The organism is Lutibacter sp. HS1-25 (assembly GCF_004121075.1).
GTDB lineage: Bacteria > Bacteroidota > Bacteroidia > Flavobacteriales > Flavobacteriaceae > Lutibacter.
The window spans coordinates 1-25,434 of the sequence record NZ_RHLN01000156.1; the positions used below are offsets into that span (position 1 = coordinate 1).

Annotated in this window: 28 protein-coding genes; 1 reads left to right on the forward strand and 27 read right to left on the reverse strand. The window is 29.8% G+C overall.

Annotated elements, in window-relative coordinates:
- Positions 1–587 precede the first annotated feature (587 nt).
- The 27 genes from EC396_RS15405 to EC396_RS15535 form a co-directional block, all read right to left on the reverse strand.
- Positions 588–1,331, reverse strand: coding sequence for a glycosyltransferase family 2 protein (locus EC396_RS15405; RefSeq protein ID WP_129366995.1), 744 nt, complete (start codon positions 1,329–1,331; stop codon positions 588–590).
- Positions 1,332–1,886, reverse strand: coding sequence for a WcaF family extracellular polysaccharide biosynthesis acetyltransferase (locus tag EC396_RS15410; protein ID WP_129367697.1), 555 nt, complete (start codon positions 1,884–1,886; stop codon positions 1,332–1,334).
- Positions 1,879–3,030 (reverse strand): glycosyltransferase, encoded by a 1,152-nt coding sequence (locus tag EC396_RS15415; protein ID WP_129367699.1) that lies wholly within the window; start codon positions 3,028–3,030, stop codon positions 1,879–1,881. Before EC396_RS15415 ends, EC396_RS15410 begins: the two co-directional genes overlap by 8 nt.
- 12 nt (positions 3,031–3,042) lie before the next feature.
- Positions 3,043–3,501: a hypothetical protein gene (locus tag EC396_RS15420; protein ID WP_129367701.1), complete on the reverse strand. Its 459-nt coding sequence runs from the start codon at positions 3,499–3,501 to the stop codon at positions 3,043–3,045.
- Between the two features lie 712 nt (positions 3,502–4,213).
- Positions 4,214–5,341, reverse strand: coding sequence for a glycosyltransferase family 1 protein (locus tag EC396_RS15425; protein ID WP_129367703.1), 1,128 nt, complete (start codon positions 5,339–5,341; stop codon positions 4,214–4,216).
- Positions 5,342–6,295 carry a glycosyltransferase family A protein gene (locus EC396_RS15430; protein WP_164975330.1) on the reverse strand — a complete coding sequence of 318 codons (954 nt, stop codon included), beginning with the start codon at positions 6,293–6,295 and terminating at the stop codon, positions 5,342–5,344.
- A 113-nt stretch (positions 6,296–6,408) separates the two neighbouring features.
- Positions 6,409–7,011: a sulfotransferase family protein gene (locus EC396_RS15435; RefSeq protein ID WP_129367707.1), complete on the reverse strand. Its 603-nt coding sequence runs from the start codon at positions 7,009–7,011 to the stop codon at positions 6,409–6,411.
- A gap of 6 nt (positions 7,012–7,017) precedes the next feature.
- The gene (locus EC396_RS15440) at positions 7,018–7,746 is read right to left on the reverse strand and encodes a hypothetical protein (RefSeq protein ID WP_205757978.1); all 729 of its coding nucleotides are present in this window, start codon (positions 7,744–7,746) and stop codon (positions 7,018–7,020) included.
- 71 nt (positions 7,747–7,817) lie between these two features.
- Positions 7,818–8,771, reverse strand: coding sequence for a glycosyltransferase family 2 protein (locus EC396_RS15445; protein ID WP_129367709.1), 954 nt, complete (start codon positions 8,769–8,771; stop codon positions 7,818–7,820).
- Positions 8,772–9,638, reverse strand: coding sequence for a sulfotransferase (locus tag EC396_RS15450; protein WP_129367711.1), 867 nt, complete (start codon positions 9,636–9,638; stop codon positions 8,772–8,774).
- A 90-nt stretch (positions 9,639–9,728) separates the two neighbouring features.
- The gene (locus EC396_RS15455) at positions 9,729–10,196 is read right to left on the reverse strand and encodes a DapH/DapD/GlmU-related protein (RefSeq protein ID WP_164975331.1); all 468 of its coding nucleotides are present in this window, start codon (positions 10,194–10,196) and stop codon (positions 9,729–9,731) included.
- A gap of 119 nt (positions 10,197–10,315) precedes the next feature.
- Positions 10,316–11,296 carry a glycosyltransferase family 2 protein gene (locus EC396_RS15460; RefSeq protein WP_129367715.1) on the reverse strand — a complete coding sequence of 327 codons (981 nt, stop codon included), beginning with the start codon at positions 11,294–11,296 and terminating at the stop codon, positions 10,316–10,318.
- 119 nt (positions 11,297–11,415) lie between these two features.
- A complete protein-coding gene (locus EC396_RS15465; protein ID WP_129367717.1) occupies positions 11,416–12,894 on the reverse strand; it encodes an O-antigen translocase in 1,479 nt (492 codons plus the stop codon).
- Positions 12,894–14,003, reverse strand: coding sequence for a DegT/DnrJ/EryC1/StrS aminotransferase family protein (locus EC396_RS15470; protein WP_129367719.1), 1,110 nt, complete (start codon positions 14,001–14,003; stop codon positions 12,894–12,896). The genes EC396_RS15465 and EC396_RS15470 overlap by 1 nt, the downstream gene beginning before the upstream one ends.
- The gene (locus EC396_RS15475; protein ID WP_129367721.1) at positions 13,996–14,775 is read right to left on the reverse strand and encodes an N-acetyltransferase; all 780 of its coding nucleotides are present in this window, start codon (positions 14,773–14,775) and stop codon (positions 13,996–13,998) included. The genes EC396_RS15470 and EC396_RS15475 overlap by 8 nt, the downstream gene beginning before the upstream one ends.
- A 5-nt stretch (positions 14,776–14,780) precedes the next feature.
- Positions 14,781–15,500: an SDR family oxidoreductase gene (locus EC396_RS15480; protein ID WP_129367723.1), complete on the reverse strand. Its 720-nt coding sequence runs from the start codon at positions 15,498–15,500 to the stop codon at positions 14,781–14,783.
- A gap of 36 nt (positions 15,501–15,536) precedes the next feature.
- Entirely contained in the window at positions 15,537–16,742 is a 1,206-nt protein-coding gene (locus EC396_RS15485; protein ID WP_129367725.1) for an AMP-binding protein, read from the reverse strand.
- A gap of 3 nt (positions 16,743–16,745) precedes the next feature.
- Positions 16,746–16,979 carry a phosphopantetheine-binding protein gene (locus EC396_RS15490; protein ID WP_129367727.1) on the reverse strand — a complete coding sequence of 78 codons (234 nt, stop codon included), beginning with the start codon at positions 16,977–16,979 and terminating at the stop codon, positions 16,746–16,748.
- Positions 16,972–17,394 (reverse strand): FdtA/QdtA family cupin domain-containing protein, encoded by a 423-nt coding sequence (locus EC396_RS15495; RefSeq protein WP_129367729.1) that lies wholly within the window; start codon positions 17,392–17,394, stop codon positions 16,972–16,974. The genes EC396_RS15490 and EC396_RS15495 overlap by 8 nt, the downstream gene beginning before the upstream one ends.
- A complete protein-coding gene (locus tag EC396_RS15500; protein ID WP_129367731.1) occupies positions 17,378–17,788 on the reverse strand; it encodes an FdtA/QdtA family cupin domain-containing protein in 411 nt (136 codons plus the stop codon). The genes EC396_RS15495 and EC396_RS15500 overlap by 17 nt, the downstream gene beginning before the upstream one ends.
- A gap of 2 nt (positions 17,789–17,790) precedes the next feature.
- Positions 17,791–18,654: a glucose-1-phosphate thymidylyltransferase RfbA gene (gene rfbA / locus EC396_RS15505; RefSeq protein WP_129367733.1), complete on the reverse strand. Its 864-nt coding sequence runs from the start codon at positions 18,652–18,654 to the stop codon at positions 17,791–17,793.
- A gap of 272 nt (positions 18,655–18,926) precedes the next feature.
- A complete protein-coding gene (cysQ, locus tag EC396_RS15510; protein ID WP_129367735.1) occupies positions 18,927–19,721 on the reverse strand; it encodes a 3'(2'),5'-bisphosphate nucleotidase CysQ in 795 nt (264 codons plus the stop codon).
- Positions 19,722–19,814: 93 nt separating this feature from the next.
- Positions 19,815–21,068: a sulfate adenylyltransferase subunit 1 gene (locus tag EC396_RS15515; protein WP_129367737.1), complete on the reverse strand. Its 1,254-nt coding sequence runs from the start codon at positions 21,066–21,068 to the stop codon at positions 19,815–19,817.
- A 37-nt stretch (positions 21,069–21,105) separates the two neighbouring features.
- Positions 21,106–22,011, reverse strand: coding sequence for a sulfate adenylyltransferase subunit CysD (gene cysD, locus EC396_RS15520; RefSeq protein ID WP_129367739.1), 906 nt, complete (start codon positions 22,009–22,011; stop codon positions 21,106–21,108).
- On the reverse strand, positions 22,004–22,603 hold the full coding sequence (gene cysC / locus EC396_RS15525) for an adenylyl-sulfate kinase (protein ID WP_129367741.1): 600 nt from the start codon (positions 22,601–22,603) through the stop codon (positions 22,004–22,006). Before cysC ends, cysD begins: the two co-directional genes overlap by 8 nt.
- Positions 22,603–23,043, reverse strand: a complete 441-nt coding sequence (locus EC396_RS15530) for a DUF2061 domain-containing protein (RefSeq protein ID WP_129367743.1) — start codon at positions 23,041–23,043, stop codon at positions 22,603–22,605. The genes cysC and EC396_RS15530 overlap by 1 nt, the downstream gene beginning before the upstream one ends.
- A gap of 129 nt (positions 23,044–23,172) precedes the next feature.
- On the reverse strand, positions 23,173–24,585 hold the full coding sequence (locus EC396_RS15535; RefSeq protein ID WP_129367745.1) for a nucleotide sugar dehydrogenase: 1,413 nt from the start codon (positions 24,583–24,585) through the stop codon (positions 23,173–23,175).
- Positions 24,586–25,239: 654 nt separating this feature from the next.
- On the opposite strand from EC396_RS15535, the gene EC396_RS18040 reads away from it, so the two are divergent.
- Positions 25,240–25,434: hypothetical protein (locus tag EC396_RS18040; RefSeq protein ID WP_205757979.1), on the forward strand; the 195-nt coding region annotated here is incomplete at its 3' end.

A 25,434-nucleotide genomic window follows, 5' to 3' on the forward strand; every position in this document is an offset into this window, starting at 1 on the left:
ATCCAGCGCTATATTTTTTAATTGTTTACAACGAAAAATTAAATAGGACAGTTTTCAAAACATCCTTTTTCAAAACGACAATTTACTTTTGAAGGAACTCTTTTTGTAAGAATAGTGCAGCCAAAGCTCAGAGATTACCAACCAACCTTCGATCCCGCGTATGCGGGGATCTGTTGCTGTAAATACTAAAAAGTATCTTTGAACTAAACAAAACACTCCCCTAGCCCCTCATTTCGGCTACGCTCAATACAGCGCTCAAGAGGGGAATGGATTTGAACCTAAGGACAAACTGATTTCAAGTCAATACTTCGAATTAGCTTAGCAAAGGGCTGAAAATGACGTATGTTTTGTCATTTCGATTGCAATGAGAAATCACATAAAACTGAGCATTGGATGTGGTTCCTCCTTCGTCGGAATGACAAATTTATGTATTGTTTTTAAGTGAAAAGTCGGTATTCAGTAACAGTTTTAAGTTTTAAGTTTTAAGTAAATATTCATTATTAACTTTTCATTATTAATTATTAACCAACCAACCGTCATTGACTCCGTCGAATCTGCGATTTCAGCAGCTGCTCCAGATTAACATATCACTTCTTCAACAATCCAATAATTTTCCAAACGGCTCTAAACCGTACTTTTGATGGTGCGTATTTGATCTTGTTAAAATCAAAGCCTTTTTTAATTTCTTTTGTAATAATATTGTAACTGTTATATCCTGAACTGCTTACGCCACCTACCAACATAGCTGTTGTGGTTATGCCCGAATATTTCCAAGTAATTTTGTGTTTTAGAAAAAAACGAATAATCAATTCGTAATCTGCAGCAATAATATAATCCAATTCGTAATTTCCAAATTGAGAAAATAAGTCTCTTTTAAAAAATATGGCTGGATGGGGTGCCATAAAACCAATTTTTAATTTTTCAGGATGCCAGTTAGCAGCGCTGTACACTCTTTTAATTTTACCCGTAGCATTGTGCTGTACAATATTACCTACTGAAGCATCAATGGTATTGTTTGTATGAAAATTGGCAACTTCTTCCAATACTTGATTGTTAAAAAAGGTATCGTCTGAATTTAAAATCCCCACAATATCACCCGTTGCCAAGGCTATCCCCTTATTCATAGCATCATACAAACCTTTGTCGGGTTCTGATACCCATTTGGTAATTACGGTGTCGTATTTTTTAATGATTGTAAGGGTTGCATCTTTAGAATTGCCATCTATAATTAGATATTCAATATTGTTATAGGTTTGTGCTGCAACAGACTGTATGGTTTTTTCAATAGTAGCTGCACTATTGTAACAAACGGTGATGATGGAGATTTTCATTTACGATACTTCAATTTTTCTTTCTCTTATTTTTTGTGCCGGATTGCCTTGATATATGGTATAAGCTTCTAAATCTCTTACTGCTATTGAAGCAACGCTTAATATTGCATGAGATTTTACTGTAACTCCTGGACATACTACCGACTTTGCTCCCAACCAAGCACCTGCTTCTAATTTTATTTCCTTTACTGTTAAATCAAAAGTTGACTTTTTATAATTGTGATTGCCACACAATAACATAGCTCCTTGAGATATACATACATTGTCTTCAATAGTTACTTTTGCTAAATTGTCTATCCAAACATGCTCTCCTATCCAAACATTATTTCCAATTTCTAATAACCACGGGTATTTAATATTCACACTTGGTTTGATATGCACTCCTGTTCCAACTTTAGCGCCAAATAAGCGTAACAATATCACTTTTACACTCGAAATAGGATTTAACGGATTGATAAAAAACAAGGCATTGATAAAATACCAAAGCAATATTTTAAATCGCCCACCTGGTTGATACCAAGCATTGTTATAACTCGCTATAATAACCTTACTCATAAATATCAATAAATTTTGGTTTATTTTTTTTCCTTAAAACCCACTCATATAATTCCAACATTTGTAAAGCAACTGAGTTCATACTATACCTAGATTCAATAAGTAATCTTCCATTTTTTCCCATCTTTAATAAATCATCTTCGTTGGATTCAATAGCTTTTATTAAAGCGTTCTTTAAAGGTTGTATACCCATATCAATCCACCAACCACAATTATTTGTTTCTAATTCTTTCCAAGGCGCACCTACAGTAGTAATTACTGGTGTATAACTTGCTAATGCTTCGGCAATTACAATTCCAAAATTCTCACTATAAGTTGGCAAAACAAATAAACTAGCTGACCTAAATATTTCAATTTTCTCTTTACCATATACCGGTTTTTTTATTGAAATCTCATCACTCAGTCCATTTTTTTTGATCATAGCTATTAATCCTAAAATGTACTTTTGATCACCATTTCCTATGATTTCAATACACCAACTTGTCCTTAAATCTTTCTTTATTTGACTCCAAGCATATATCAAATTTTCAATTCCCTTTTTATAATGAATTCTAGATAAGAATATTATTTTTTTTGGATTACTTATCTTTTTAGGTATAATATTTGAAAAATCTTCAATATTAATACCGTTAGGTATCATTGCAATAGGATTTTTAAAACCTAATCTTCTTATATTCTCAACTTCTATTGGAGCTGTGGCGTGCAAACAAACAGCTTCTTTTAAATCCCTATATTGATATAGTTTAAATGCTATATTTTTTTTAATTTTACTCTGTTCTAATGCCCAAGGTGATAGCATTCCTCTAATTGAAATTAAGTACGGAATATTTTTAGATCTTGCAATTTTCGCCATTTGATGAACAGGAATTTCCCAAATACCTTGACCGTGAAACAAAACATCATTTTTTTTACGAATTAAATATTTCATTCCTTTAGCATGGCCAAAAAAACTACTATCCAAAAAAACAATATTACCAAGTGAACTCTCAAATTTATTAATTATTGGGTTGTTTGATTTTAAGGTTATAAGATCAAATTCTATTGGTTCTTTTAAATCTAAAATTGCTTGAATTAAATGAGTTACACTTCTAGCTGGACCACCTGAAGAATTGTCTATAGTTGAAATACATTGAATAATTTTCATGAAAAAATAATTTTAAATATATAAATTTCTATCTTTTTTATCATTTTGAATTAATAAAACAATGATTACTAGAAAAAATATAGTACCATAATCTAAATAACCACCTAATTTAATTGATTTTACAATAAAATGACTTAATGCTGCAAAAGAAATAATCTGAAAATTAAAATTTTTCATTTTTAATGTTCCTTTAATTAAATTAAAATAAATAAGTATGCCTATAATACCCATTTCAGAAATAACCCTTATAGTTAAAGAGTGTGCTGAATTTGAATTAATACCCATATAATACATATCCCATTCACTTAATGAAAAGTAATATTTATACATAGTTTCATGCCCACCTAACCCTACACCAAAACCAAAAGTTCTTATAAAATTTGAAATTGCTAATTCTAAATTTGTTGCAAATGAAAATACCGTTAAATTTTCAATATCGTGTAAATCTCTTGAGTTTAAATATGCTATCATACCATCAATCCTTTCATAAAAATCTAAATTATTTATTATAATATAATATAAGGTTAACAAAACAAAGGGAGCTAACAATACTATATATTTTATTCTTTTGATATTTCTCAACAGGAAATAAATACCAAGACTAAAAAAGAACGTAATTTTAAAAGTTAAAATTAAGGATAATAATATTACATAAAATTTCAAATTAAAATCTCTTTTTTCAATTAAATAAACTAAAGCAGGTAAAACAATAGCTACATAATGAGAAGGCTCCTTTGCTATTGAATCTAAAAATAAAGCATGATAAGGTGTTAAAATTAATATTCCAAAAAATAGTTTTATAAAAAATTGTAACAACCCAAAAATAGCTGCAAAATATGCAAGTTTAGTATAAAATAAAAAAACACCATTAATTCCATAATTAATTAATATATTTTTACACGCAAAAAAAATTATTAATATCGGAACAAATTGTTTGAAAAATAAAATTAGAGGTAAATCAAATGCAATACTATTTAAAACCCCTATTACTAATAAAACACTAAATAAAAGTATTTCACTTATATTTATATTAAATCTCTTTAATAATAAAAAATAAAAAAATGAAAACACATAAAAGGGATAAGCTATTAAATCAAGTTCAATACCCCCAACCATAATGGCCCCCACCTCTTTAGTAAATACAGTAAGGGGTAATAAAAAAGTGAAAAAATTCAATTTAAAATTAGGAATGTTCATTATGCGTTTTTTCAATTATTTGAAGATAATTTAAGGCACATTCTAAAAATGTAAATTGTGAAGCCCATTTAATTAGTTGTTTTCTATTCAATGTTTTACTATTCTTTAAAAATTCTTGTATGCCCCCTTTTATAGAATAAATGTCATGCGGTTTTATTAATATTCCTAAATCTCCAGAAATCTCAGGTAATGAAGTAACATTTGATGCTATAACTGGTATTCCTTGAGCATATGATTCAATAATTGGTAACCCAAAACCTTCGTATATTGATGGAAATAAGATACATCTCGATTGAGAAATTGTATCAATTAATTCAATTTGACTTAATTGAGATTTAAAATTAACTTTTCCCTTTAAATAAGTAGAGCTATTAATAATATTTTCAATTTTGTTTGAATATGAGTTTTTGTTACCGACCAATAATAATGAAGGAATTAAATCTAAATTGTTTGATTCTTTTAAAACAAGCTCATAACCCTTAATTAAATTTATCAAATTTTTTCTTTTAGAAAAATTTCCATACCATAGAAAATAATTTTGATTTTCTTTAATTACTAACTTCGTGTCAAAAAAAAGGGGATCAATTCCATTATAAACTACAGCTATTTCTTTATTATAATTTAAACTTTGAATAATATCATCTTTTGTAAATTTTGAAATAGTAATAATTTTATCGGCATACTTAATTCCATTTAGAATCGTAAACTTTCTAGCAAATCTTTTTATAAAATGTATACTTGAATTTTTATTGTCTTTAACTGAAGATAAATCGTGTACCGTTATTATTTGAGGTTTACATTTATCTCCCAAATAATTAGCATCTAAATTTAAATAGACATCTGCCTCAATATTTAAAATACAATGATTTTTTAATCTTAATAAGGCTTTTAAATTTACGTTTCTACTAGAATTATCGTCATAAAGAATTGTACAATTTTTAAATTTTCTAAGAGTATTTAAATATTCCTTGAAAAATTCAGGAATTTTACCTTGTCTTAAAACTAGTAAAAAAGTAAAATTTGGTCTTAAGTTTATCAATTCAAGTAACATACCTCTATGAGGCATCCCAGAAGTAAATGTTTTTAAAGGTTCTATATATACTGCAACTCTCATTTAATTCTGTAACAATCCTTTTATTTTAAACATCATATTTATACCAACTAATTTTCTTACAATATTTTGATATTTATTACCTGAAAAACTATAATTGGGATACACCTTTTCAGCTTTTCTAAAAAAAACATGAGACATTTCTTCATTATTTTTAAATGATTCTAATCCTAAATTATCTAGCCTTTGTGCTAAAGTTTCATAAAGATCAATATTCTGTATATTTAAAGAATTTTCTATCTTTTCACATACCTTTAATCTATGCTCCCATTTTAAATTAGAATTATTTCTAGAGACACGTGATAAATTATGATGTCTATAATAGTAATAAGATGTTTCACATAACAAAAATACCATTCCATTTAGCATTAACCTAATTATTAAATCTCCATCTTCATCAGTAATTAAATTTTCATCAAAACCATTTATTTTAAATAAGTCATCTCTATTAAATAAACAAGAACAATGGTGAAAAAAAGGCTGAACAATAAATTTTTTTAATTGTGCTAAATTTTTAGTTTCTACTTCTTTATAAGCTAAATTAATATGACTATTTTTGGAGTGAATTGAACCAACAAAATTATGGGTTGGAGAAAATACTGCTATATGTTCAGAAATGCTATTTTTAATTAAATTATATTGGTTTTCTAAATGCTCACAATCAATTAAATCATCAGCATCTATAAATTTAATGAATTTCCCTTTTGCTTTTTTAAGGCCTATATTTTTTGATTTAGATTGTAATAAATTTTTAGAATTCCTTATAATTAAAACTTTAAAAGTAGCTACTTCACTAATTTTATCAAATAATAATTGGTTCTTCTTATTAGAAGCATCGTCTACTATAATCCATTCAAAATTTTTGAACGTCTGATTTTCAAGACTATCAAATGTTTCTAAAATAAATTCTCCAGGATTATACGCTGGTGTTATTAAGGAAATAATAATTTCTGACATCATACATAATTTTAAATTTTATTAATTTTCATTAAAAAGATTGAACAAATTATTGAAATTAATATTACTACTAAAGTAAATTGAGTTTTTTTAATATTAAAAAACAAATACTATTATTTTAAATAAGGCCTTAAAAAGTCTTTCAAATTTTTTAATATTTTTTCACTATTTGTATATGCTCCTTTATTTACATGCGGAAATTCTTTTTTAGGTTGATTAATTTTTAAAAAATCACAAATTTCTTTCCAACCATGTCCTTGTTCCCAAGAAATAATTAATAAATCCTCTGGTCTATCTTTAAAATAATCTTTAACCTCAATAATATGCCTTCTATATCTTTCTAAATATAATAAAGCTAAATTTTCAGGATCACCATTTCCTTCTCCATAAATATATTCTCTCATCCTAGTTGTATCGCCACCAAAATGGTTAACCACACTCTTAATCCATTTATTTTCATCTCTTGTTGTCATAATAAATTTACTACCTGGATATTGAGCATCTAACTCTTTATAAATAACTGCCCAAGGGTTATCTTCTAAAACATCAAATTTATCAGCCAATTTAAAAACCTTATCCCAATTTGCATCAAATATATCATTTGCTAAATCAGTTCTAGGACCTAAAACTGAAAAATTTAAAATTTCAAAAACTGCTCTTAATGTTGAGGTCCCTGTTTTATGAAACCCAATACCAATTATTTTATTTATTTTCATACTATTTTATAATTTATTTTTTACAACCAATATTTTTTTAAGGTTTCTTATTAAAAGTTTAGTATAATTATTATTATTGTAATGATGATTATTTGAGTTTTTATTTAATAAATAATCATCAATTAATCCATTTTTACCCAATGATTGTTTATCAAGATTTACATATTCTATATTATTAGTTTTACAGAACTTCTCAATTTTGTTATTAAATTTAATGGTTAAATCTGTTCTTTCAAGTTGTTTCGCTTTTATGGTTTTTCTTAAGTTTGCTATTTCTCCCCAATCATTGTTATCAGAAATTGTTGGAAGAGGTGTACTTATAACAATAGGTTGCAATAATTTATTTGTATCTGCAATAAAATTAGTATATTTAATTATAGCATCATTAAACATTTTTGAAATAGGAGCATCATATTTTTCAGAGCGATACCAAATTACAAAACCTGTATCTACTTCTCCTAATAACAATATAACCTTAAAATACTTTTGTGGATTATCCAATTTCTCCTTAAATATCTTATATGCTTGTGTTTTTGAATTTGGATTTTCAAGACCTGAAGCTGTTGCTCCTTTTACTGAGCAAACGTCAAATGCATAGAATGGAAAGTGAATTTTAAATAGTGGGTTGTTAAAAATTTTGGCATGAGAATCACCAATAACCAATACTTTTCTGAAAGCTAACTTGTCAATTAATCTAAATCCAAACTTTAGTATGTTTTTTAAATATTTATTCATTTTTTCAATTTAATTTTTCTACTTTATTTTAAATAGATATTTTACAAAACAATTTCAATAATCTTTTATTGTTATCTTTTATTATTTATTTTATTACTTAATTTTAATGCTGGATAAATCCCAAGAAAAAATCTTAATATACAGAATTTTTTTCCACCAAAACTCGGAATTTTTTTTAACCCTAACAATTCAATCTGCTTTTTAGCATCAAAATGTAAATCTTTATAATTAGGATATATATATGCTATTAAATTCGCATAATTTGTTGCCAATGCTTTTCTAATTATAGGGGTATCTGATACTTCTAGTATTTTTTCGTAGTATTTGTATGATGCGAATAAACTTTTTAAAACTAGTTTGCTTTTTTGTTTGCTAATGTTGGTGCTTTGTGGCTGTCTATAAAACACTATGGCTTCGTTACAAAAAAACAAGGTTTTACTTTTTAGTATTATTTCAAAAAAATATATCCCATCCTGATTTTTTAATAAAGTCTCATCCCAATATATATCTTTACATAACTCTCTTGGTGTTAGCCAACAAGCCGTTTGCATCATTCCTCCTCCATTCCAAGAATCAATAAGCCACTCTAATGGTTTTTCGTAGTTTTTCCAACATTTATTAGGTTTAGGAACTACCGTATTAATATCATCATTGAAGTGTACCCATCCACAAAAAGACATCACATCATAACTCTTATTAATAGACAAAATTTCTAGTTGATTCTTAATTTTATTTGTTCCTAAAATATCGTCACTATCCAACCATTGAATATATTGTCCTGTACTTTGTAAAAACCCAAAATTTCTAGCAGACTGTACTCCTTTTTTTGGATTTTTGAAAATTTTAATGATATTAGGGTAATTTAGTTCAAACGCTAATAATATTTCCCAACTATTATCTGTAGAGTGATCATCAACAACAATAATTTCTTTAATCACATCACTACCTTGATTTATAACACTATTAATACAAGCATTTAAATAAATTGCATTGTTAAAATTCGGAATAATTACAGAAACTTTCATTTATAACGACCAGCTTTCAAATTTTTGCCCCGTTAATAAACGCAACTGTTTCACATCTTCTTTTAAATAATCTCTAATTTCTTTTTCTAAGGCAGGTTCAATTTTTTCTTGAATTATAGCAGTACGTGTTAGTTTCTCTGTAATTCTATTCTTTTTAAGTACAGTTCGTATTTTATGCGGTAGAATATTTTTTAGTACATTAAGCTTGCTATCAAATAAAATACTACCCATTGTGTTTTTTCGCAGTTTTTGAGTACTCGCATTGGTTTCATAATTAAAAATAGACTCATCTTTCATTTTACTAACGCCCAAAAAATCAAATACAGTATTAAGTGTTTCTAAACGATTCGTCAATAAACGTTCACTCTCTATCACCAAAATTTGGTCCATAGAAAAGTATTCAAGATAAGCCTGTAATTGGTAATAATACATACTTGTTTTAACATAATGATTGTTTTTATACTCTACCAAATAGTTATTGAAACTTTGCTCTGGTGCATACCCTCCCTCTTGCGCTTCATTGTAATGAGAAATAATACGTTTTATAGGATCGCGTACAACATATATTAGTTTAATATTAGGTGCATGTTTGTATAAACGTTCAGGTACTCCTGAAAAATCAATTCTATGACGTTTTGTATAATTTTGAGGTGAAGCTCCACTTATTTTTTTATTCGATTTAAAATTAGAGAGATACTCATTTAAAAGGGCTGGATTGTATATATCTTTTGTGAAAAAATGAATTTCCTTTGGATTGGTAGTGTATATTTCAGGATGTTTTCCTAAATAGTCATGCAGGCTCGTTGTACCACATTTCATTGCGCCTATGATTAAAAAATTTGGAAGTTCTTTATGACATTGATTCATTTCATTCTGTTATTTTAAAAGTTTGAGAATAAAAATTTTTATAATAATCTTTATATATTCAATAATTATAAAAAAATATAACTTATTAAATTATGGATATTTCCTTCCAGTTGTATCGCCGTACATTGAATTTGATATGAGTTTATTATAATGTTCTTCATCTCTATATTTGAGTACTCTCCAAGATTGAGACCCAATAATGGCACGTGCCGGAACTCGGCCTGTTACTGTAGTACCCATACCTATAATAGCTCCCTCTTCAATGTGTGAACCGGGTGTTATACATACATTCATTCCAATCCAAACATTGTCCTCTATTACAACCTGTTTTTTAATCTGACTTTCGTCATATGGTAATCTTTTACCTTTGTAATTATGATTTATTGTATATAAAACTAAATTTCGACTAATACTAACATTATTACCAATTATAAGACCACCTTCAGCTTTAATATATGCATTTGCACCAATGGTAACGTTATTCCCTAATGAAACCTTACCAACTCCCGTGATATTACACGGTCCTCTTACAATAACATCATCACCACAAGACTTCATTCTTGTAATAATATCGTTAGAAAGTTCATCATAATAGACCTTTTCAAGACGTTTAAATAAAGCAATTATTTTTCTAATCAAATATCGTATTAAATTCATTTTTCAAACAATTAAGTTTATTATTTCCATCTCAATTTCTTCCTAACTAATTCAAATACGACACCACTTCTAAACAAGTAATAATAAAAGTTTATCAGTTCATTTCTATTTGCAAGTCTTCCATACATTTTCATTTTGCGAAGAAAGTGTAAGTTTCTTCCAATAAAATTATATTTGTTTACTTTTAGGTATCTATTTGTTGATAATGTACCTTCCTTTAGTGCCCTAGCCAATATTTTGTCATGAGTAGCCCAAGTAAGAGTCAATCTCTCAATAGCTTTTTCAATATTTTCTTGACGATCAACTTGTGTCAAACTAGATTCAAGATGTCTCTTTCTCAATAATAAATCAGGAATATGATAAATTTCACCATGTATTGCCGCTTCATATGGAAAAACTCTATCCTCCCCCAAAATTGGTGGATAATCAATACTTGAAATTATATTTTCAACTTTATATGCATATGCTGCACCTACACCTAAACGTGATATATCTTTAGAAATGTACTCTAAAGTATAATGTTTTAAAGAAGATATCCCACACATTTCACTACGGTCTTCATTTTCATACTTTCTAATATAACCTGACAAAATTGCTGTACAATTTTCATCAATATAATTATGTATGGTTTGAACTCTATGCGGGAATGAAGTATCATCACCTGCTGCCATTACAACCCATTCACCTTTTATTAATTGAAATACTTGGTTAATGTGCTCTGCTAAACCTTTATTTTGCTTTGTTTTATTTAAAATTATATGATGAGGTCCTTTATATTCTTTAACCATTTCTTGCATAATTTCAAATGTACGATCGCTAGAACAATCATCTGACAAGATGATTTCAAGAGGTGAATACGTTTGCGAAAAAGCACCATTTACTGCTTCACGAATAAATTCCTCCTGGTTATAAGCAAATAGTGCAAAGGTGATTAGAGGTTGTTCCTCTTTAATAAAATTATCAGAATTACTCAAATCTCCAGTTTTTTTTATGATAGACATTAATTATTTTATTTTTATAAAATATATATTTCAAAAAGAAATTAGCTTTAATTATTTATTTTTAATTTTCACACTTTAGCTTCTTAAATGATTTTTAATCCTTTTTTTCACAATATTCATTATTTTTTTCTGTAATTACCTATAATCCCTTTTAAATCCATACGCTTATCTAATTCTTTAAATGAATACCAAACTGAAACTAAGATAAAAGGTAATCCTATAAAATAAGACCAAGGTGTTAGTACAAAATAAGTGATTGAAAAACATAAAACTCCCAGCATTAACTGAATACCAAATATTTTATAAAATTCTGAATTAAAACCAAATTCATATTTGTATTTTGCTAATAAAAATACCTGTAAAAAATAAAGGGCATAGGATATTAAAAATGAAACCCCTAAACCTTTTAGACCGTAAAAATAGTAACCTGCTAAATTTAATCCTAGCATATAAATATTCACAACTAATTCATTCCAAAAAAACACTTTTGATGCTCCTTTTGCTAAGAACACAAATCCAATACACCAACTTGCCGCTTTAAAATACATTCCTAATGCAGCCCATTGTATCATCTCATTAACTGAAATGAATTTTGTTGAATACAATAATATAACCACCCAATTGATAAAAATTAAAAAAACGGTTAAAATAGGCGCTAAAATTAAAACTGCTATTTCTGCTTGTTGATTGATAAGTGTTGTTGCTTTTTGATTGTCATGTGCAATACCTGATAGCCTAGGGTAATAATCAGTTCCCATAGCAGCAAAAATCAAGCCTACATAGGTACCTATTATTGCAAAACCCGCATTGTACAAGCCAACATCTACCAATCCACCTATATTACTAATGTATATGCGAACAATATAAGACCCCCCCATTGTTATTAAACCGCTTAAACTTAACATAAATCCCATTTTCAACATTACTTTGCCTTCAAAAATGGTTTCTTGGCTCGTAACTTTTACATTTGCTATGTTTACTTTATTAGCAAAATACCAACCTATTAAGAATGAGGTAATAGAAGCAATTATGATAGCTGGAACAATACCATCAATTCCCTTATAATAATATAATGGCAAAGAAATAAATAAACCAATCAACGCCCCTAATAAATTGGCTTTGGCTAAATATTTTAATTGGCGTGTTCCCTGCAATATTACATTTTGACCACTCGCTAACTGATTTAATAAAAGAGTAGCTGACAACCACATAAATGCAATAGTATATTCTTTATTTCCAAAAGTAAGTTCACTTAACCAAGAGGCTAATAAAAAGGTACTAATAGCCCCCAGTAAACCAGTAACCCAAACCAATCTTCTAAAAACAGTCGCTACTTTACTTATTCTATTTACATCATTACTTCCATATGCTGCTGAAATATCTCTTACAGCACTTTTACCCAACCCAAAATTGGTTAAAGATTGTACCAAACCTGTAGTTGAAGATAACAACCCTGCTAAACCTATACCTGCAGGCCCTAACAAAACTGCTATTGCTTTAGATCTAATAATAGCAATTAGTATATTAAAAACTTGTACCCCTCCAAATAGAGAAGTTGCTTTCATAATTGAACGATATGAAGCTTTTTCTTCCTGCATTAATAATTATTTAATGCTTTAACTATTGCTTTAATTTCTTCCACTTTCATAACTCCACTTATAGGCAAACTCATTACTTCATCATGCATTTTTTCAGCAATTGGGAATGATAAATAATTGTACTCTTGATAGGCTTCTTGCTTATGAGGAGGAATTGGATAATGAATTAAGGTTTGAATGCCATTGTCGCTTAAATATTTTTGTAAGGCATCTCTTTTTGATGTTCTAATTACAAATAAGTGCCAAACGTGTGCTTCGACAAGCTCAGCATGACAGCCATTATTTGGTAATATAATTGCTGGATTTTTAATATTTTCTAAATAATAGTTGGCAACTTTTCTTCTTGCATCAATATCTTGTTGAATGTATTTTAATTTTACATTTAAAAAAGCCGCTTGTATTTCGTCTAATCTTGAGTTTAGGCCTTGGTATATATTTTCGTATTTTTTATGTGAACCATAATTGCGCAATGCTTCAATGGTTTTTGCCAATTGTTCATCGTTGGTGGTTACAGCTCCCGCATCGCCCAAAGCCCCTAAGTTTTTACCCGGGTAAAAGCTATGTCCTGCAGCATCACCTATGGCGCCTGAAACTTTTCCGTTCCAAATAGCACCGTGTGATTGTGCTCCATCCTCAACTAATTTTAAATTGTGCTTTTTACATATAGCTAACATTTGTTGATCAATAGAATTTTGACCATACAAATGAACCGTTAATATGGCTTTTGTTTTGGGAGTAATGGCTTCTTCGATTTTAGAAGCATCTAAATTATAGGTATCTATATTTGGTTCTACAAAAACCGGAATTAAATCATTGTCAGAAATTGCCAAAACAGAGGCGATATAGGTGTTTGCAGGTACGATGACTTCATCACCTTTTTGCATCACACCCATTTCTATATAGGCTTTGAATATCAAACGCAAAGCATCCAAACCATTGGCAACGCCTAAAGCATATTTTGTACCGCAGAAAGCAGCATAATTCTGTTCAAAAGTTTCCAATTCCTTCCCCATTAAATACCAACCAGAATCTATAACCCTATTGGCTGCTGCTTTTAATTCTTGCTCGTATTGAGCATTTATTTTTTGTAAGTCTAAAAATTTAATCATTTTCGTTTAATTTGTTCCATTGTTCAAAACCAATTCCTTCCCAAGGCATCCCTCTTTCAAAATATTTAGGCCAAGGATAATGTCTTTTATTTTCTTCATTAAAAAAAGGCATTTTACTCAATTTTCCTATTTTTTTTGCTGGTGTTCCTGCAATGAAACTATCATCTTCAAAAACACCACCAACTGTACTGTTTGCAGATGTTAAACAATACTTACCTATATTTGTTCCAGGCAATAATACACATCCAGCCGTAATTTGAGAATAATCATCAATAACAACACCTTGTAATAAATTGGATGGAGGCGTTGCGTCATTTGTTAATACCACATACGGATAAATAAAAACAAAAGATCCTATTTTTGACCTTTGCCCAATGTTAACATAGCTCTGTAATCTACAATAATCTCCTATTTCACATTCACCTTGTATATCATTATATGAACCAAAAGAACAATTTTTACCAGCAGTAGTATTCTCTCTTATCGTTACATGATGTCCAGTATTCAAATTTTCCCCAAACTTACTTCCTGCATAAATTATAGTATAAGAGCGTATTAAGGAGTTGGATTTAATAACTGTTTTTGGATTAATATATTCTAATTGATTTCTGTAATACGAATTATTAGGCTCTCCAATAACACAATTATCAGCAATAATTGTATTGTCTCCTATTATAACATTACTATAAATTGTGGTATTGTCACCAATTTGCACATTCTGTCCTAAAACAACTGATGCATCAATAAAAACATTTCTATTATTAAACTTCATAATTATTAAATTGTTCCAGAATCAACAAAAATATTTTGGCCTGTAATAGAGCAAGCATTATCTGTTATTAAAAACTCAATTGTTGATGCAATAGATTTTGGATCTACAGCTTTCTTTTGTGATGTCCTATTATAAATGCGATTCTTTTGTTCATCAGATAAACTACTACTCATTTCCGTATCCATAAAACCAGATACAATACAATTTGATCTTATACCAAGACTCCCCCATTCTCTAGCTGTATTTTTCGAAAATGCCTCTAACGCTCCTTTAGAAGCGGCGTACATCGATAAGCCTTTGTAACCTGTATGAACACTAATTGATGAAATATGAATAATGGTTCCTGATATTTTATTCAAAATCATATTGCGAATAGCATATTTAGTTATATTAATTGGAGAATAGACATTTACTCTAAACATTTCATTTATTCTTTCAATTTTTGCATTTGTTATAATATCATCATAAGCTATCGCTGCATTGTTAATAAAGCCATGTAGCTGTACATTTCTCAAAAAAGTTTTAAATATTACTTTCTGAATATTATCATAATCACTTAAATCATATTGTAATAAATTCAAGTTTTTAGTATGAACTTTTTTTAAAGCTTTTAATTCTTCAGTATTGGTTCTGCTAAGCCCATAAACAACATGTCCTTTGTCTAAAAGTTCCATTGCAATATAAAGTCCTAATCCTTTTGAAACTCCAGTTAGTAATATATTCATAATTAATTATTTCTAAAATATGTTTGTTTTCTTGTGTTAACTTCTTTTCAATTTTCCCGTACGTGTTGTTTGCAATTCTTGTACAAATTTAACTTTTGTAGGTATTTTGTATAATTGTAAACGTTGTTTTAATACTTCTTTAAATTCTTTTGGCGTATATGTTGCTGTAGAAACCACTTCACAAACTATTATCTTTCCAAGCACACTATTATCAATTGCATAAACTACTGCATTTACAATTCCATTCATTTGATGAATTTCATTTTCAATTTCCAATAAATTAACTCTATTTCCACCTACATTTACAGTGTCACTTTTCCTTGAAACTATTCTAAACTCTTTTTTGGTTTCATCTATAAATTCAACCAAGTCCCCAGTTCTAAACCATTCATCAGTATCAAAATTCCCTAACAATGATTTATGAATGACTATTTCATTATCTTGAAATTTTATTTTATCTTTTAACTTATCAATAATTCTAAAGGTATCACCCTTTGAAATAAATAAAGAACCTGCCTCTGTAGATGCATAAATATTATGTATTGAGGCATTGGGGAAAATTAATTCCATTTTTTGAATTAATTTAACATCACTTTTCTCTCCTCCTAAAGTGCATTTCTCAACCTTTTCTAAATTAAAATTAAATGGTGATAATAACCTATAAAATGTTGGAGTAGCTGAGACATGTGTTATTCCATGAATACTACAGGCATCTATAAATTCATTTCTGGTACACTGAAATAAATACACCAAAGTGTTTTTATTTAATAACGCTTGAAAAAAAACTTGTAGCCCTGCCATGTGGGTTGGATTGTAAAGAAAAGACCAAATGTTATGTTCATATTTATTTCCGACTCTAGACATTTCTATAAATTTACTTACAGGGTGAACTACTCTTTTTGGCTTACCTGTAGTACCTGAAGTAAATATGGTAATTTTACTATTTGAATTTAAAAAATTAGATAAAAATTCCTCCCACGAATTAAACACTTTTTTCACTTCAATCGCCAGATTATTAGTTTGTTCTTTTTGTGTAAAGTCTTTTTTATCATCAAACACAAAGTCATTATCCTTAATTATAGAATCAACATTATAAGTAATATTGGTTAATAGTTGAATATAAAAAGTTATTGGGTCTTGTTCATCAATTAATTTATTTAAAATTTCTGCACCATTAATTTTCTTTAACAATTCATCATATGTTAAAGTTTCAAACTTTTTATAATTATTAAGGAGTACCATATTCTATTCCAATTTTTTTATAATCTCTCCAATCGTTAGCACAATACCATCTTCAAATATATCAACATCAAATTCATCTTCAATCATTACCGTTAAATGTGCCAAATCAAAACTATCAAAACCTATATCATTTCTTAAATTTAAATTTAAAAATTCAGCTGAATTTGAATCAATTATTTTATATTCTTTTTCATCGCAAATTTCATTGATAAAATTTGCTATTTTGTCTTTATTCATTTCTATATTGTTTAAATTTAGTATACTCTCTTATATAATCGCCTTCATCATATTGATGTGAAGCCAAAACTAAGCAAATTGAACCTGATGAAAAATTATCCAATTCACGCCACAATCCTGGAACAATATGCAATGCCAAATTTGGTCTATTCAATGTTACTCTTTTTTTGTTTTTACCATCATCTAAAATCACGTCAAAACTACCACTTGCAGCAATAATAAATTGTTGTAATTCATAATGCGCATGACCACCTCTAACTTCTCCTCCTGGTATGTCATACAAATAATAAACCCTTTTTACTTCAAAAGGAATATTATATCCATTTTCTACCACCGTGATATTTCCTGCTTCATTGTGAATTTTAGAAACATCTATAATAGAACAATCAAAAACGGTGTTATTTATTAGCTTCATTTCTTGTTATTTTGAACTCTTCAAAATTTCGTATATAATCTTTTTCATTGTATGAAATGGATGAAACAATTAAGGCTAATGAATTTGTAGAAAAATTTTCAATTCTTCTCCACAATAAATTTGGCACATACAATCCATAATACGATCGATTTAAAGAGTATTTCATTTCTTTTGTTCCGTCATTTAAAACCACATCAAAACTACCTGAAAGTGCAATAATAAATTCATGTGATTCTTTAAAAGCATGACTACCTCTCATTTCACCACCAGGCACATCATAAATCCAATACGTTCTTTTAATATCAAAAGGAATTTGATTGCTATTTTCAAAAAAACTTAAATTCCCACGAGGATCTAATATTTTTGGTAAGTTAATTATTTTTACATTTTTCATAACTAATCTGTAATTATGTTTTGAATATAAGTTCCATAACCACTTTTTCCGTACTTTTTTGAAACTTCCATAGCTTGCTCCTTATTAATAAAACCATGTAAGTATGCAATCTCTTCTATACAAGCTATTTTTTTATCAGTACGCTTTTCAATTACCCTTACAAATTCTGTAGCATCGTCCATTGCATCTACTGTTCCTGTGTCTAACCAAGCCATTCCACGTGTCATAATACCAACTTCTAATTCTTCCAAATCAAGGTACATTTGATTTAATGTGGTAATTTCTTTTTCTCCTCTTTCAGATGGCTGTACATTTTTTGCAAACTCAACAACCCTATTGTCGTAAAAATACAAACCAGGTACAGCATAAGATGATTTTGGCTTTTTAGGTTTTTCTTCAATACTCAATACTTTTTGATTTTCATCAAATTCTACAACACCATAACGTTCCGGGTCATTTACTGGATATGCAAATACTGCAGCTCCTTTAACATCTGTTTTACTGCGAAGCAAGGTCCCGAAACCGCTACCATAAAATATATTATCGCCTAATACTAGTGCTACTTTATCTTTACCTATGAATTTTTCGCCAATAATAAAAGCTTCTGCCAAACCATTTGGTTCTGGTTGTACTGCGTATTCAAATTTACAACCTACTTGCGAACCATCACCTAATAATTTTATAAAAGCCTCTTGATCGTGCGGCGTAGTAATGATTAATATTTCACGTATGCCTGCCAACATCAATACTGATAATGGATAATAAATCATTGGCTTGTCGTAAACTGGTAATAATTGCTTACTAACCGCTATTGTTAATGGATACAACCTTGTACCTGAGCCTCCTGCTAATATAATTCCTTTCATTATTTTTATCTGAAATAAAACCTCAATTAAAACATAATTTTATAATTCTTTTTCAATTTTTAAAACACTTTATCATCCTATCTTATAAATCTTCTACTAAAAAAAATATCTTTTTTCCAAGGCCTCACTTGCAAATTTTCAACTATTTTTAAATTCGTAGAATAAGATGTTATATCAAAAATTTATAATATTGTAATTTAAATATTTTTTTATTAATTATTTCATAACATCACTGCTATTAAATCTAACCCTCTATTTAAATAACATATTTTTCATTCCACCAAAAACCAATTGTTTAACAATTCTTTTCTGTTATATAGCATATTTTTCTTTGATACCCAATCTATAACCTGAAAGCCAGCATGTTCACAAATAGCTTGACCAGCTGCTGTATCCCATTCCATAGTTGGCGCAAAACGTGGATAACAATTGGCTTGCCCTTCGGCAACCATACACAATTTTAAAGAGCTTCCTTTTGAAATTAAATTCACTTTTCCGTGCTTCACTCTCATTTCTTCAACATATTCTTCTGTTTCAGAAGACATATGCGATCGGCTTGCTACTATAGTAAATGTTTTATCTGCTCGCTCTAATGGCAACTTTTTACAGTTCTTTATAGCATCTTCAATCTTAAAATCTTTAAGTGCTATAGTTACTTTGAATGCACCCAACTCTTTGTTTGAAAAATATAGTTCACCTGAAGCAGGTACAAAAATAACACCAATAACAGGTTGTTGATTTTCAATCAAGGCGATATTAACAGTAAATTCACCGTTCCGCTTGATAAACTCTTTTGTTCCATCAATGGGATCTACAATCCATAATTGATTCCAATCTTTACGTTGATCGTAGGGTATGGCTTTTCCTTCTTCTGAGAGAATAGGAATACCCGTTGGTGCTAAAAAAGAAACAATTTTATGATGTGAGGCCAAATCTGCTTTGGTTAAAGGAGATTCATCACCTTTTAATTGCACGTCAAAATCTCCGGATTCGTAAATTTTTAAAATCTCTTTTCCTGCTTCTATGGCGGCTTGTATGGCTACTTCTGTGTTTTTATTTAATCTCATTTTTTTTATTGCTATAAGCCTTATCCTTTTGTTTGCTTTTAACTTACTATAGGACTTCGACAAGCTCATTCTTACATTCGTATTTCTAATTATCTAAACTATCATTCCGGCAGCCACCGTTTCGTTAGTAGCGTCATCCACTAAAATAATACTTCCTGTGATACGATTTTCACGATAAGAATCAACCATTAATGGTTTGGTAGTTCTTATTTTAACTTTAGAAATATCATTCATCTTCAACTCTTTATCATCAACAATTCTATCTAACGAATGAATATCAATTTTATAAATCACCTCTTTGATCATTGCTTTTTGATCATTCGAGGTATGTTTAATAGTATATTTTGCATTTGGTCTAGCCGAATCATTTTTTAACCAACATAACATTACTTCAATATCTTGAGTTGCTTGTGGTTTATTATTAGAACGAACAATCATATCTCCTCTACCCACATCGATATCATCTTCTAAAGTTATGGAAACCGACATAGGTGCATACGCTTCTTCTAAAGATTTATCATATAAATCAATGGTTTTAATTTTTGAAGTAAAACCTGAAGGCATTACCGTAATTTCATCGCCTTTTCTAAAAATACCACTCGCCACTCTTCCTGCATATCCTCTATAATCTCTATGTTCTGTACTTTGAGGTCTCAATACTGTTTGAACAGGAAAGCGTGCATCTACCTTATTAATATCACTGCTAATATGCATGGTTTCTAAGGTATGTAACATAGGCGCTCCTTGATACCAAGGCATATTTTCTGATCTATTCACCACATTGTCACCTAATAATGCACTCATTGGAATGAATCTGACATCTGTTATCAACATTTTTGAAGCTATTTCTTCAAACTCAGTAATAATTCTATTAAATACTTCTTCAGAAAAATCAACTAAATCCATCTTATTAATACATACAATAATATGAGGTATTTGTAATAAAGAAGCTATAAAAGCATGTCTTTTTGTTTGCTCAATTACACCGTGACGTGCATCAATTAAAATAGTTGCAACATTTGCTGTCGATGCACCTGTAACCATATTTCTTGTATACTGTATATGTCCTGGTGTATCGGCAATGATAAATTTACGTTTTGGAGTAGTAAAATATCTATAAGCAACATCAATGGTAATACCTTGTTCTCGTTCGTCACGTAAACCATCTGTAAACAAGGCCATATCAACACCATTATGCCCTTTCTTTCTACTTGTATTTTCTATAGCTGCTAATTGATCCTCAAAAATAGATTTTGAATCATATAATAAACGGCCTATCAACGTACTTTTCCCATCATCAACACTACCTGCAGTTGTAAAACGCAATAATTGGTTATTATCTAACATATTTTTTTACTTTTTTTTTGAACTAATTGAACTTATTTTAGAAATAACCTTCTCGTTTTCTATCTTCCATAGCTGATTCCGAACGCTTATCATCACTTCTATTCCCTCTTTCTGTTTGACGCATTCCAGCAACTTCAAGTGCTATTTTTTCTAGTGTATCAGCATCTGATTCAACACCGCCTGTGATGGTAATATCGCCTAAAGTTCTAAAGCGAATTTTTTTTATTACTACTTCCTCGTGTTCTTCTAACACCAAATACTCAGAATTTGGAATCCAAGTACCATCTCTTTTTACAACCTCTCTTTCATGTGCAAAATATAACGATGGAATGGCTATATTTTCACGTTTTATATAATTCCAAACATCCATTTCTGTCCAATTGCTAATTGGGAATGCTCTAAAATGTTCTCCTTGAAAATGTTTCCCATTGAATAAATTCCACAATTCGGGGCGTTGATTTTTTGGATCCCATTGCCCAAAATCATCTCTATGTGAGAAAAAACGTTCTTTTGCTCGTGCTTTTTCTTCATCTCTACGTCCACCTCCAATAGCACAATCTACTTTGTTTACCTCAATAGCATCTAACAATGTGGTAATTTGCAAAGCATTTCTAGTAGCATTTTTACCTTTTTCTTCTGCAACTCTTCCGGTATCAATAGATTCTTGTACAGAACCTACGATTAAACTTGCACCTAATTCTTTGATAATATCATCACGAAACTGCATAGTTTCAGGGAAATTATGACCTGTATCTACATGCATTAATGGAAATGGTATTTTTGCTGGATAAAATGCTTTTTTAGCCAAATGTGTTACTAAAATAGAATCCTTACCTCCTGAAAATAAGATGACAGGATTTTGAAACTGCGCCCAAACCTCTCTCAAAACAAAAATGGCTTCAGACTCTAACTCATCTAAATAATTTAAATAATACTTACCCATTGTATGTTAGTTTTTCTTTAATATGATTTACAATTTTCACCATAGCACCCTCCACAGTTTCGTTTTCAGTTTTAATTTCAATATCAGGGTTTTGAGGAGCTTCGTAGGGTGCACTAATCCCTGTAAAGTTTTTAATTTCTCCATTACGTGCTTTCTTATACAAACCTTTCACGTCACGTCTTTCACACTCTTCTACAGATGTGTTTACATATACTTCTACAAAATTTGAAGCACCTACAATTTTTTTTATTTCTTGCCGATCTTTATGATAAGGTGAGATAAATGCCCCGATTACCACTATGCCTGCATCAATAAATAATTTTGAAATCTCTGCAATTCTACGAATATTTTCAGATCGATCTTCAGGACTAAAAGTCAGATTTTGATTGATGCCATTTCTAATATTATCTCCATCTAAAACATAAGTTTTAATTCCTTTTTGATGCAATGTATATTCCAATTCATTTGAAATAGTGGATTTCCCTGAGCCAGATAAACCTGTAACCCATATTAAAAATGAATTGTGTTTATTTGATTTTCTTCGATCATTACAATCAACACGATAATTGTGTAAAATAATATTCTCTTTCATTATTGTTTTATTAATAATTTTCGGATACGCCCCAAAGGTACGTTTATCCATACTCTTTCATGTAAATAATAAAATAAACTTTTTGTTACAATTTCAATTAAAGCTATTGTAACAGCTATTTCATTTTCATTTTTCAATACAACCCCCGCAATTACAAAAGTCATTATCGTAGCAACGGCTCGCCAAGATATTGTTTTAACAATTGTTCGAGTGCGATCTTTACGATGCTTTAAATCTATACGTTGCCAAATACGTTCGTGAATATAGTAAACGACAAACTTAAATCCAAACTCAAAAACACCTATCGCCAAAGCATCTTCAATACTGCACCTGCCGTGTAAACAAGTTACCACCATAACTACTAAAATGGTATCTAAAATGGCTATTAACCTCCAAGTACAACTCTTTATTAAACTTCTAAGTTTTGATTCTGTTCTCAAATTAATTCAATACTTAATATTATTTTACAAATGTTCTTTCCTGTTTATTTCAATTTTAACTTCTCTTTAATATGTTCCTGAATCAACACTTCGACAAGCTCAGTGTGACGTCTTCAGGATGACATTTTATTATTTACCAATCCCTTTTACCTGAAAACCAATTTCAGTCAATTCTTCAATATTTAAAATATTACGCCCATCAAACACAAAAGCTGGTTTGTACATATTTGTATAAATAGTACTCCAGTTGTAGGTTTTAAACTCATCCCATTCGGTTAATATGGCTACCGCATGTGCTTTATGTAGCGCTTCTGTATGGATATTATACACTACAATTTGCGTTAATTTTTGAGTAATTTTTTCTTCTGTGAGTCCGTTTAGCTCCCATAAGTAACGCATATCTGCTTTAATTTTGGTTTCAGATACTTTAGGGTCGTACACATGAATTTCTGCACCATCTTCAATTAAGTATTCAGCAACATAAATGGCTGCAGATTCACGGGTATCATTGGTATCTTTTTTAAATGCCCAACCTAAGAATGCTATTTTTTTACCATTTACCGTATTAAATAAGGTGGTAATAATGTTTTTAGCAAAGCGGTATTTTTGGTGGTCGTTCATTACAATTACCTGTTCCCAGTAGTTGGCAACTTCGGGTAAATTAAAATAACGACATAAATACACTAGGTTTAAAATGTCTTTTTGAAAACAAGAACCTCCAAAACCAACAGAGGCTTTTAAAAACTTAGGGCCAATACGGCTATCTGTACCAATGGCGTGTGCTACTTCATCAACATCAGCCTCCGTAACTTCACACAAAGCAGATAAGGCATTGATGGAAGAGATACGTTGCGCTAAAAATGCGTTGGCAGTTAGTTTAGACAACTCTGAAGACCATACATTGGTAGTTAAAATTTGTTGTGGTGTTAGCCAATGTGCATATACGTTTACCAATGCTTGTATGGCTTCTTTACCACTTGGTGTTTGCTTACCTCCTATCAATACTCGGTCGGCATTTAGTAAATCGTCAATAGCAGTACCTTCAGCTAAAAACTCTGGATTGGAAAGTACCTCAAAGTGTACACCGTTTCCATTGCTATCTAAAATGGTTTGTAAGGTTTCAGCAGTACGTACTGGTAAGGTAGATTTTTCAACAATTATTTTATCAGATGTTGCTACTTCTGCAATTTGACGTGCACATAACTCTACAAATTTTAAATCGGCTGCCATTCCTTTTCCTTCACCATAGGTTTTGGTAGGCGTGTTTACTGCGATAAAAATCATATCGGCGGCTGCAATGGCTGCATCAACATCGGTAGAGAAAAATAAGTTTTTTCCTCGTGCTTGTGCTACAACTTCAGCCAATCCAGGTTCGTAAACGGGTAATTTTTCTAAATCTTCATTGTTCCAAGCAGCTATGCGTTCTTGGTTTAAGTCTACAACTGTTACTTTAATCTCAGGGCATTTTAATGCGATTACCGACATTGTTGGTCCTCCAACATAACCTGCACCTAAGCAACAGATGTTTTTTATGTTTTTCATTTAAATTTTACTATTTAATATACTTTTGTTACTTAAGAATTGATACTTTAAATAAAAAAAGTACCCTTTAGGCACTTCTATTTTAAAATAAATTTGCGTTTATTATGGTGTAATACATAAATATTGTAATTCATTTTTACATTAAAACACTGGCTATCATTAAAAATGAAGCTATTGCCAAGCTTATAACCAGTACTATAAATAAACCTATTCTTAAATTAACCATTTTAAACATTTAATTTTTTGCAAATATACATGAATTTTAAGATTTTGTTAAGATTTTTTTTTGTTGTTGGATTTTGGCTTAATAATGAAAAATGAATAATTAAAAGTTAATAATGAATAATGAATAATTAAGAAGGAATAATGAGTACAGAATTAAAACTTAGAACTGATACTGGTTTTTGACTTGTGCTTAAAACTCAACTTCCAAATAATGGCTTCGGCTACGCTCAGCCACCAAAAAGCAAGATGTTGAATACCTACTTAAAACTTAATACCATTTATGATTTGTCATTCCGACGAAGGAGGAACCACATCCAATGCTCAATTTTATGTGATTTCTCATTGCAATCGAAATGACAAAACATGCTTTTTAGTATTTGTAGTAACAGATCCCCGCATACGCGAGAAATCGAAGATTCGACGGAGTCAATGACGGTTCAAAACATACGTCATTTTCAGCTTGACTGGAAATCTATTGGTTTTGTAGTTCAAAAGATGTTTTTTGTTCATTTCTTTGTCTGCCCAAAGAAACCCTTCGGCTGCGCTCAGGATAAACTACCCAAAGAAGCCCTTGCGCACCCCGGCCTGTTCGTTAAAATGTTTCTCAAACATTTTTTAACACTC

Excerpts from the sequence above, each read along its gene's own strand:
- EC396_RS15405 (WP_129366995.1), bottom strand. The coding sequence starts at position 1,331 with ATGAAAATCTCCATCATCACCGTTTGTTACAATAGTGCAGCTACTATT.
- EC396_RS15410 (WP_129367697.1), bottom strand. The coding sequence starts at position 1,886 with ATGAGTAAGGTTATTATAGCGAGTTATAACAATGCTTGGTATCAACCA.
- EC396_RS15415 (WP_129367699.1), bottom strand. The coding sequence starts at position 3,030 with ATGAAAATTATTCAATGTATTTCAACTATAGACAATTCTTCAGGTGGT.
- EC396_RS15420 (WP_129367701.1), bottom strand. The coding sequence starts at position 3,501 with ATGATAGCATATTTAAACTCAAGAGATTTACACGATATTGAAAATTTA.
- EC396_RS15425 (WP_129367703.1), bottom strand. The coding sequence starts at position 5,341 with ATGAGAGTTGCAGTATATATAGAACCTTTAAAAACATTTACTTCTGGG.
- EC396_RS15430 (WP_164975330.1), bottom strand. The coding sequence starts at position 6,295 with ATGTCAGAAATTATTATTTCCTTAATAACACCAGCGTATAATCCTGGA.
- EC396_RS15435 (WP_129367707.1), bottom strand. The coding sequence starts at position 7,011 with ATGAAAATAAATAAAATAATTGGTATTGGGTTTCATAAAACAGGGACC.
- EC396_RS15440 (WP_205757978.1), bottom strand. The coding sequence starts at position 7,746 with ATGAATAAATATTTAAAAAACATACTAAAGTTTGGATTTAGATTAATT.
- EC396_RS15445 (WP_129367709.1), bottom strand. The coding sequence starts at position 8,771 with ATGAAAGTTTCTGTAATTATTCCGAATTTTAACAATGCAATTTATTTA.
- EC396_RS15450 (WP_129367711.1), bottom strand. The coding sequence starts at position 9,638 with ATGAATCAATGTCATAAAGAACTTCCAAATTTTTTAATCATAGGCGCA.
- EC396_RS15455 (WP_164975331.1), bottom strand. The coding sequence starts at position 10,196 with ATGAAGTCTTGTGGTGATGATGTTATTGTAAGAGGACCGTGTAATATC.
- EC396_RS15460 (WP_129367715.1), bottom strand. The coding sequence starts at position 11,296 with ATGTCTATCATAAAAAAAACTGGAGATTTGAGTAATTCTGATAATTTT.
- EC396_RS15465 (WP_129367717.1), bottom strand. The coding sequence starts at position 12,894 with ATGCAGGAAGAAAAAGCTTCATATCGTTCAATTATGAAAGCAACTTCT.
- EC396_RS15470 (WP_129367719.1), bottom strand. The coding sequence starts at position 14,003 with ATGATTAAATTTTTAGACTTACAAAAAATAAATGCTCAATACGAGCAA.
- EC396_RS15475 (WP_129367721.1), bottom strand. The coding sequence starts at position 14,775 with ATGAAGTTTAATAATAGAAATGTTTTTATTGATGCATCAGTTGTTTTA.
- EC396_RS15480 (WP_129367723.1), bottom strand. The coding sequence starts at position 15,500 with ATGAATATATTACTAACTGGAGTTTCAAAAGGATTAGGACTTTATATT.
- EC396_RS15485 (WP_129367725.1), bottom strand. The coding sequence starts at position 16,742 with ATGGTACTCCTTAATAATTATAAAAAGTTTGAAACTTTAACATATGAT.
- EC396_RS15490 (WP_129367727.1), bottom strand. The coding sequence starts at position 16,979 with ATGAATAAAGACAAAATAGCAAATTTTATCAATGAAATTTGCGATGAA.
- EC396_RS15495 (WP_129367729.1), bottom strand. The coding sequence starts at position 17,394 with ATGAAGCTAATAAATAACACCGTTTTTGATTGTTCTATTATAGATGTT.
- EC396_RS15500 (WP_129367731.1), bottom strand. The coding sequence starts at position 17,788 with ATGAAAAATGTAAAAATAATTAACTTACCAAAAATATTAGATCCTCGT.
- rfbA (WP_129367733.1), bottom strand. The coding sequence starts at position 18,654 with ATGAAAGGAATTATATTAGCAGGAGGCTCAGGTACAAGGTTGTATCCA.
- cysQ (WP_129367735.1), bottom strand. The coding sequence starts at position 19,721 with ATGAGATTAAATAAAAACACAGAAGTAGCCATACAAGCCGCCATAGAA.
- EC396_RS15515 (WP_129367737.1), bottom strand. The coding sequence starts at position 21,068 with ATGTTAGATAATAACCAATTATTGCGTTTTACAACTGCAGGTAGTGTT.
- cysD (WP_129367739.1), bottom strand. The coding sequence starts at position 22,011 with ATGGGTAAGTATTATTTAAATTATTTAGATGAGTTAGAGTCTGAAGCC.
- cysC (WP_129367741.1), bottom strand. The coding sequence starts at position 22,603 with ATGAAAGAGAATATTATTTTACACAATTATCGTGTTGATTGTAATGAT.
- EC396_RS15535 (WP_129367745.1), bottom strand. The coding sequence starts at position 24,585 with ATGAAAAACATAAAAAACATCTGTTGCTTAGGTGCAGGTTATGTTGGA.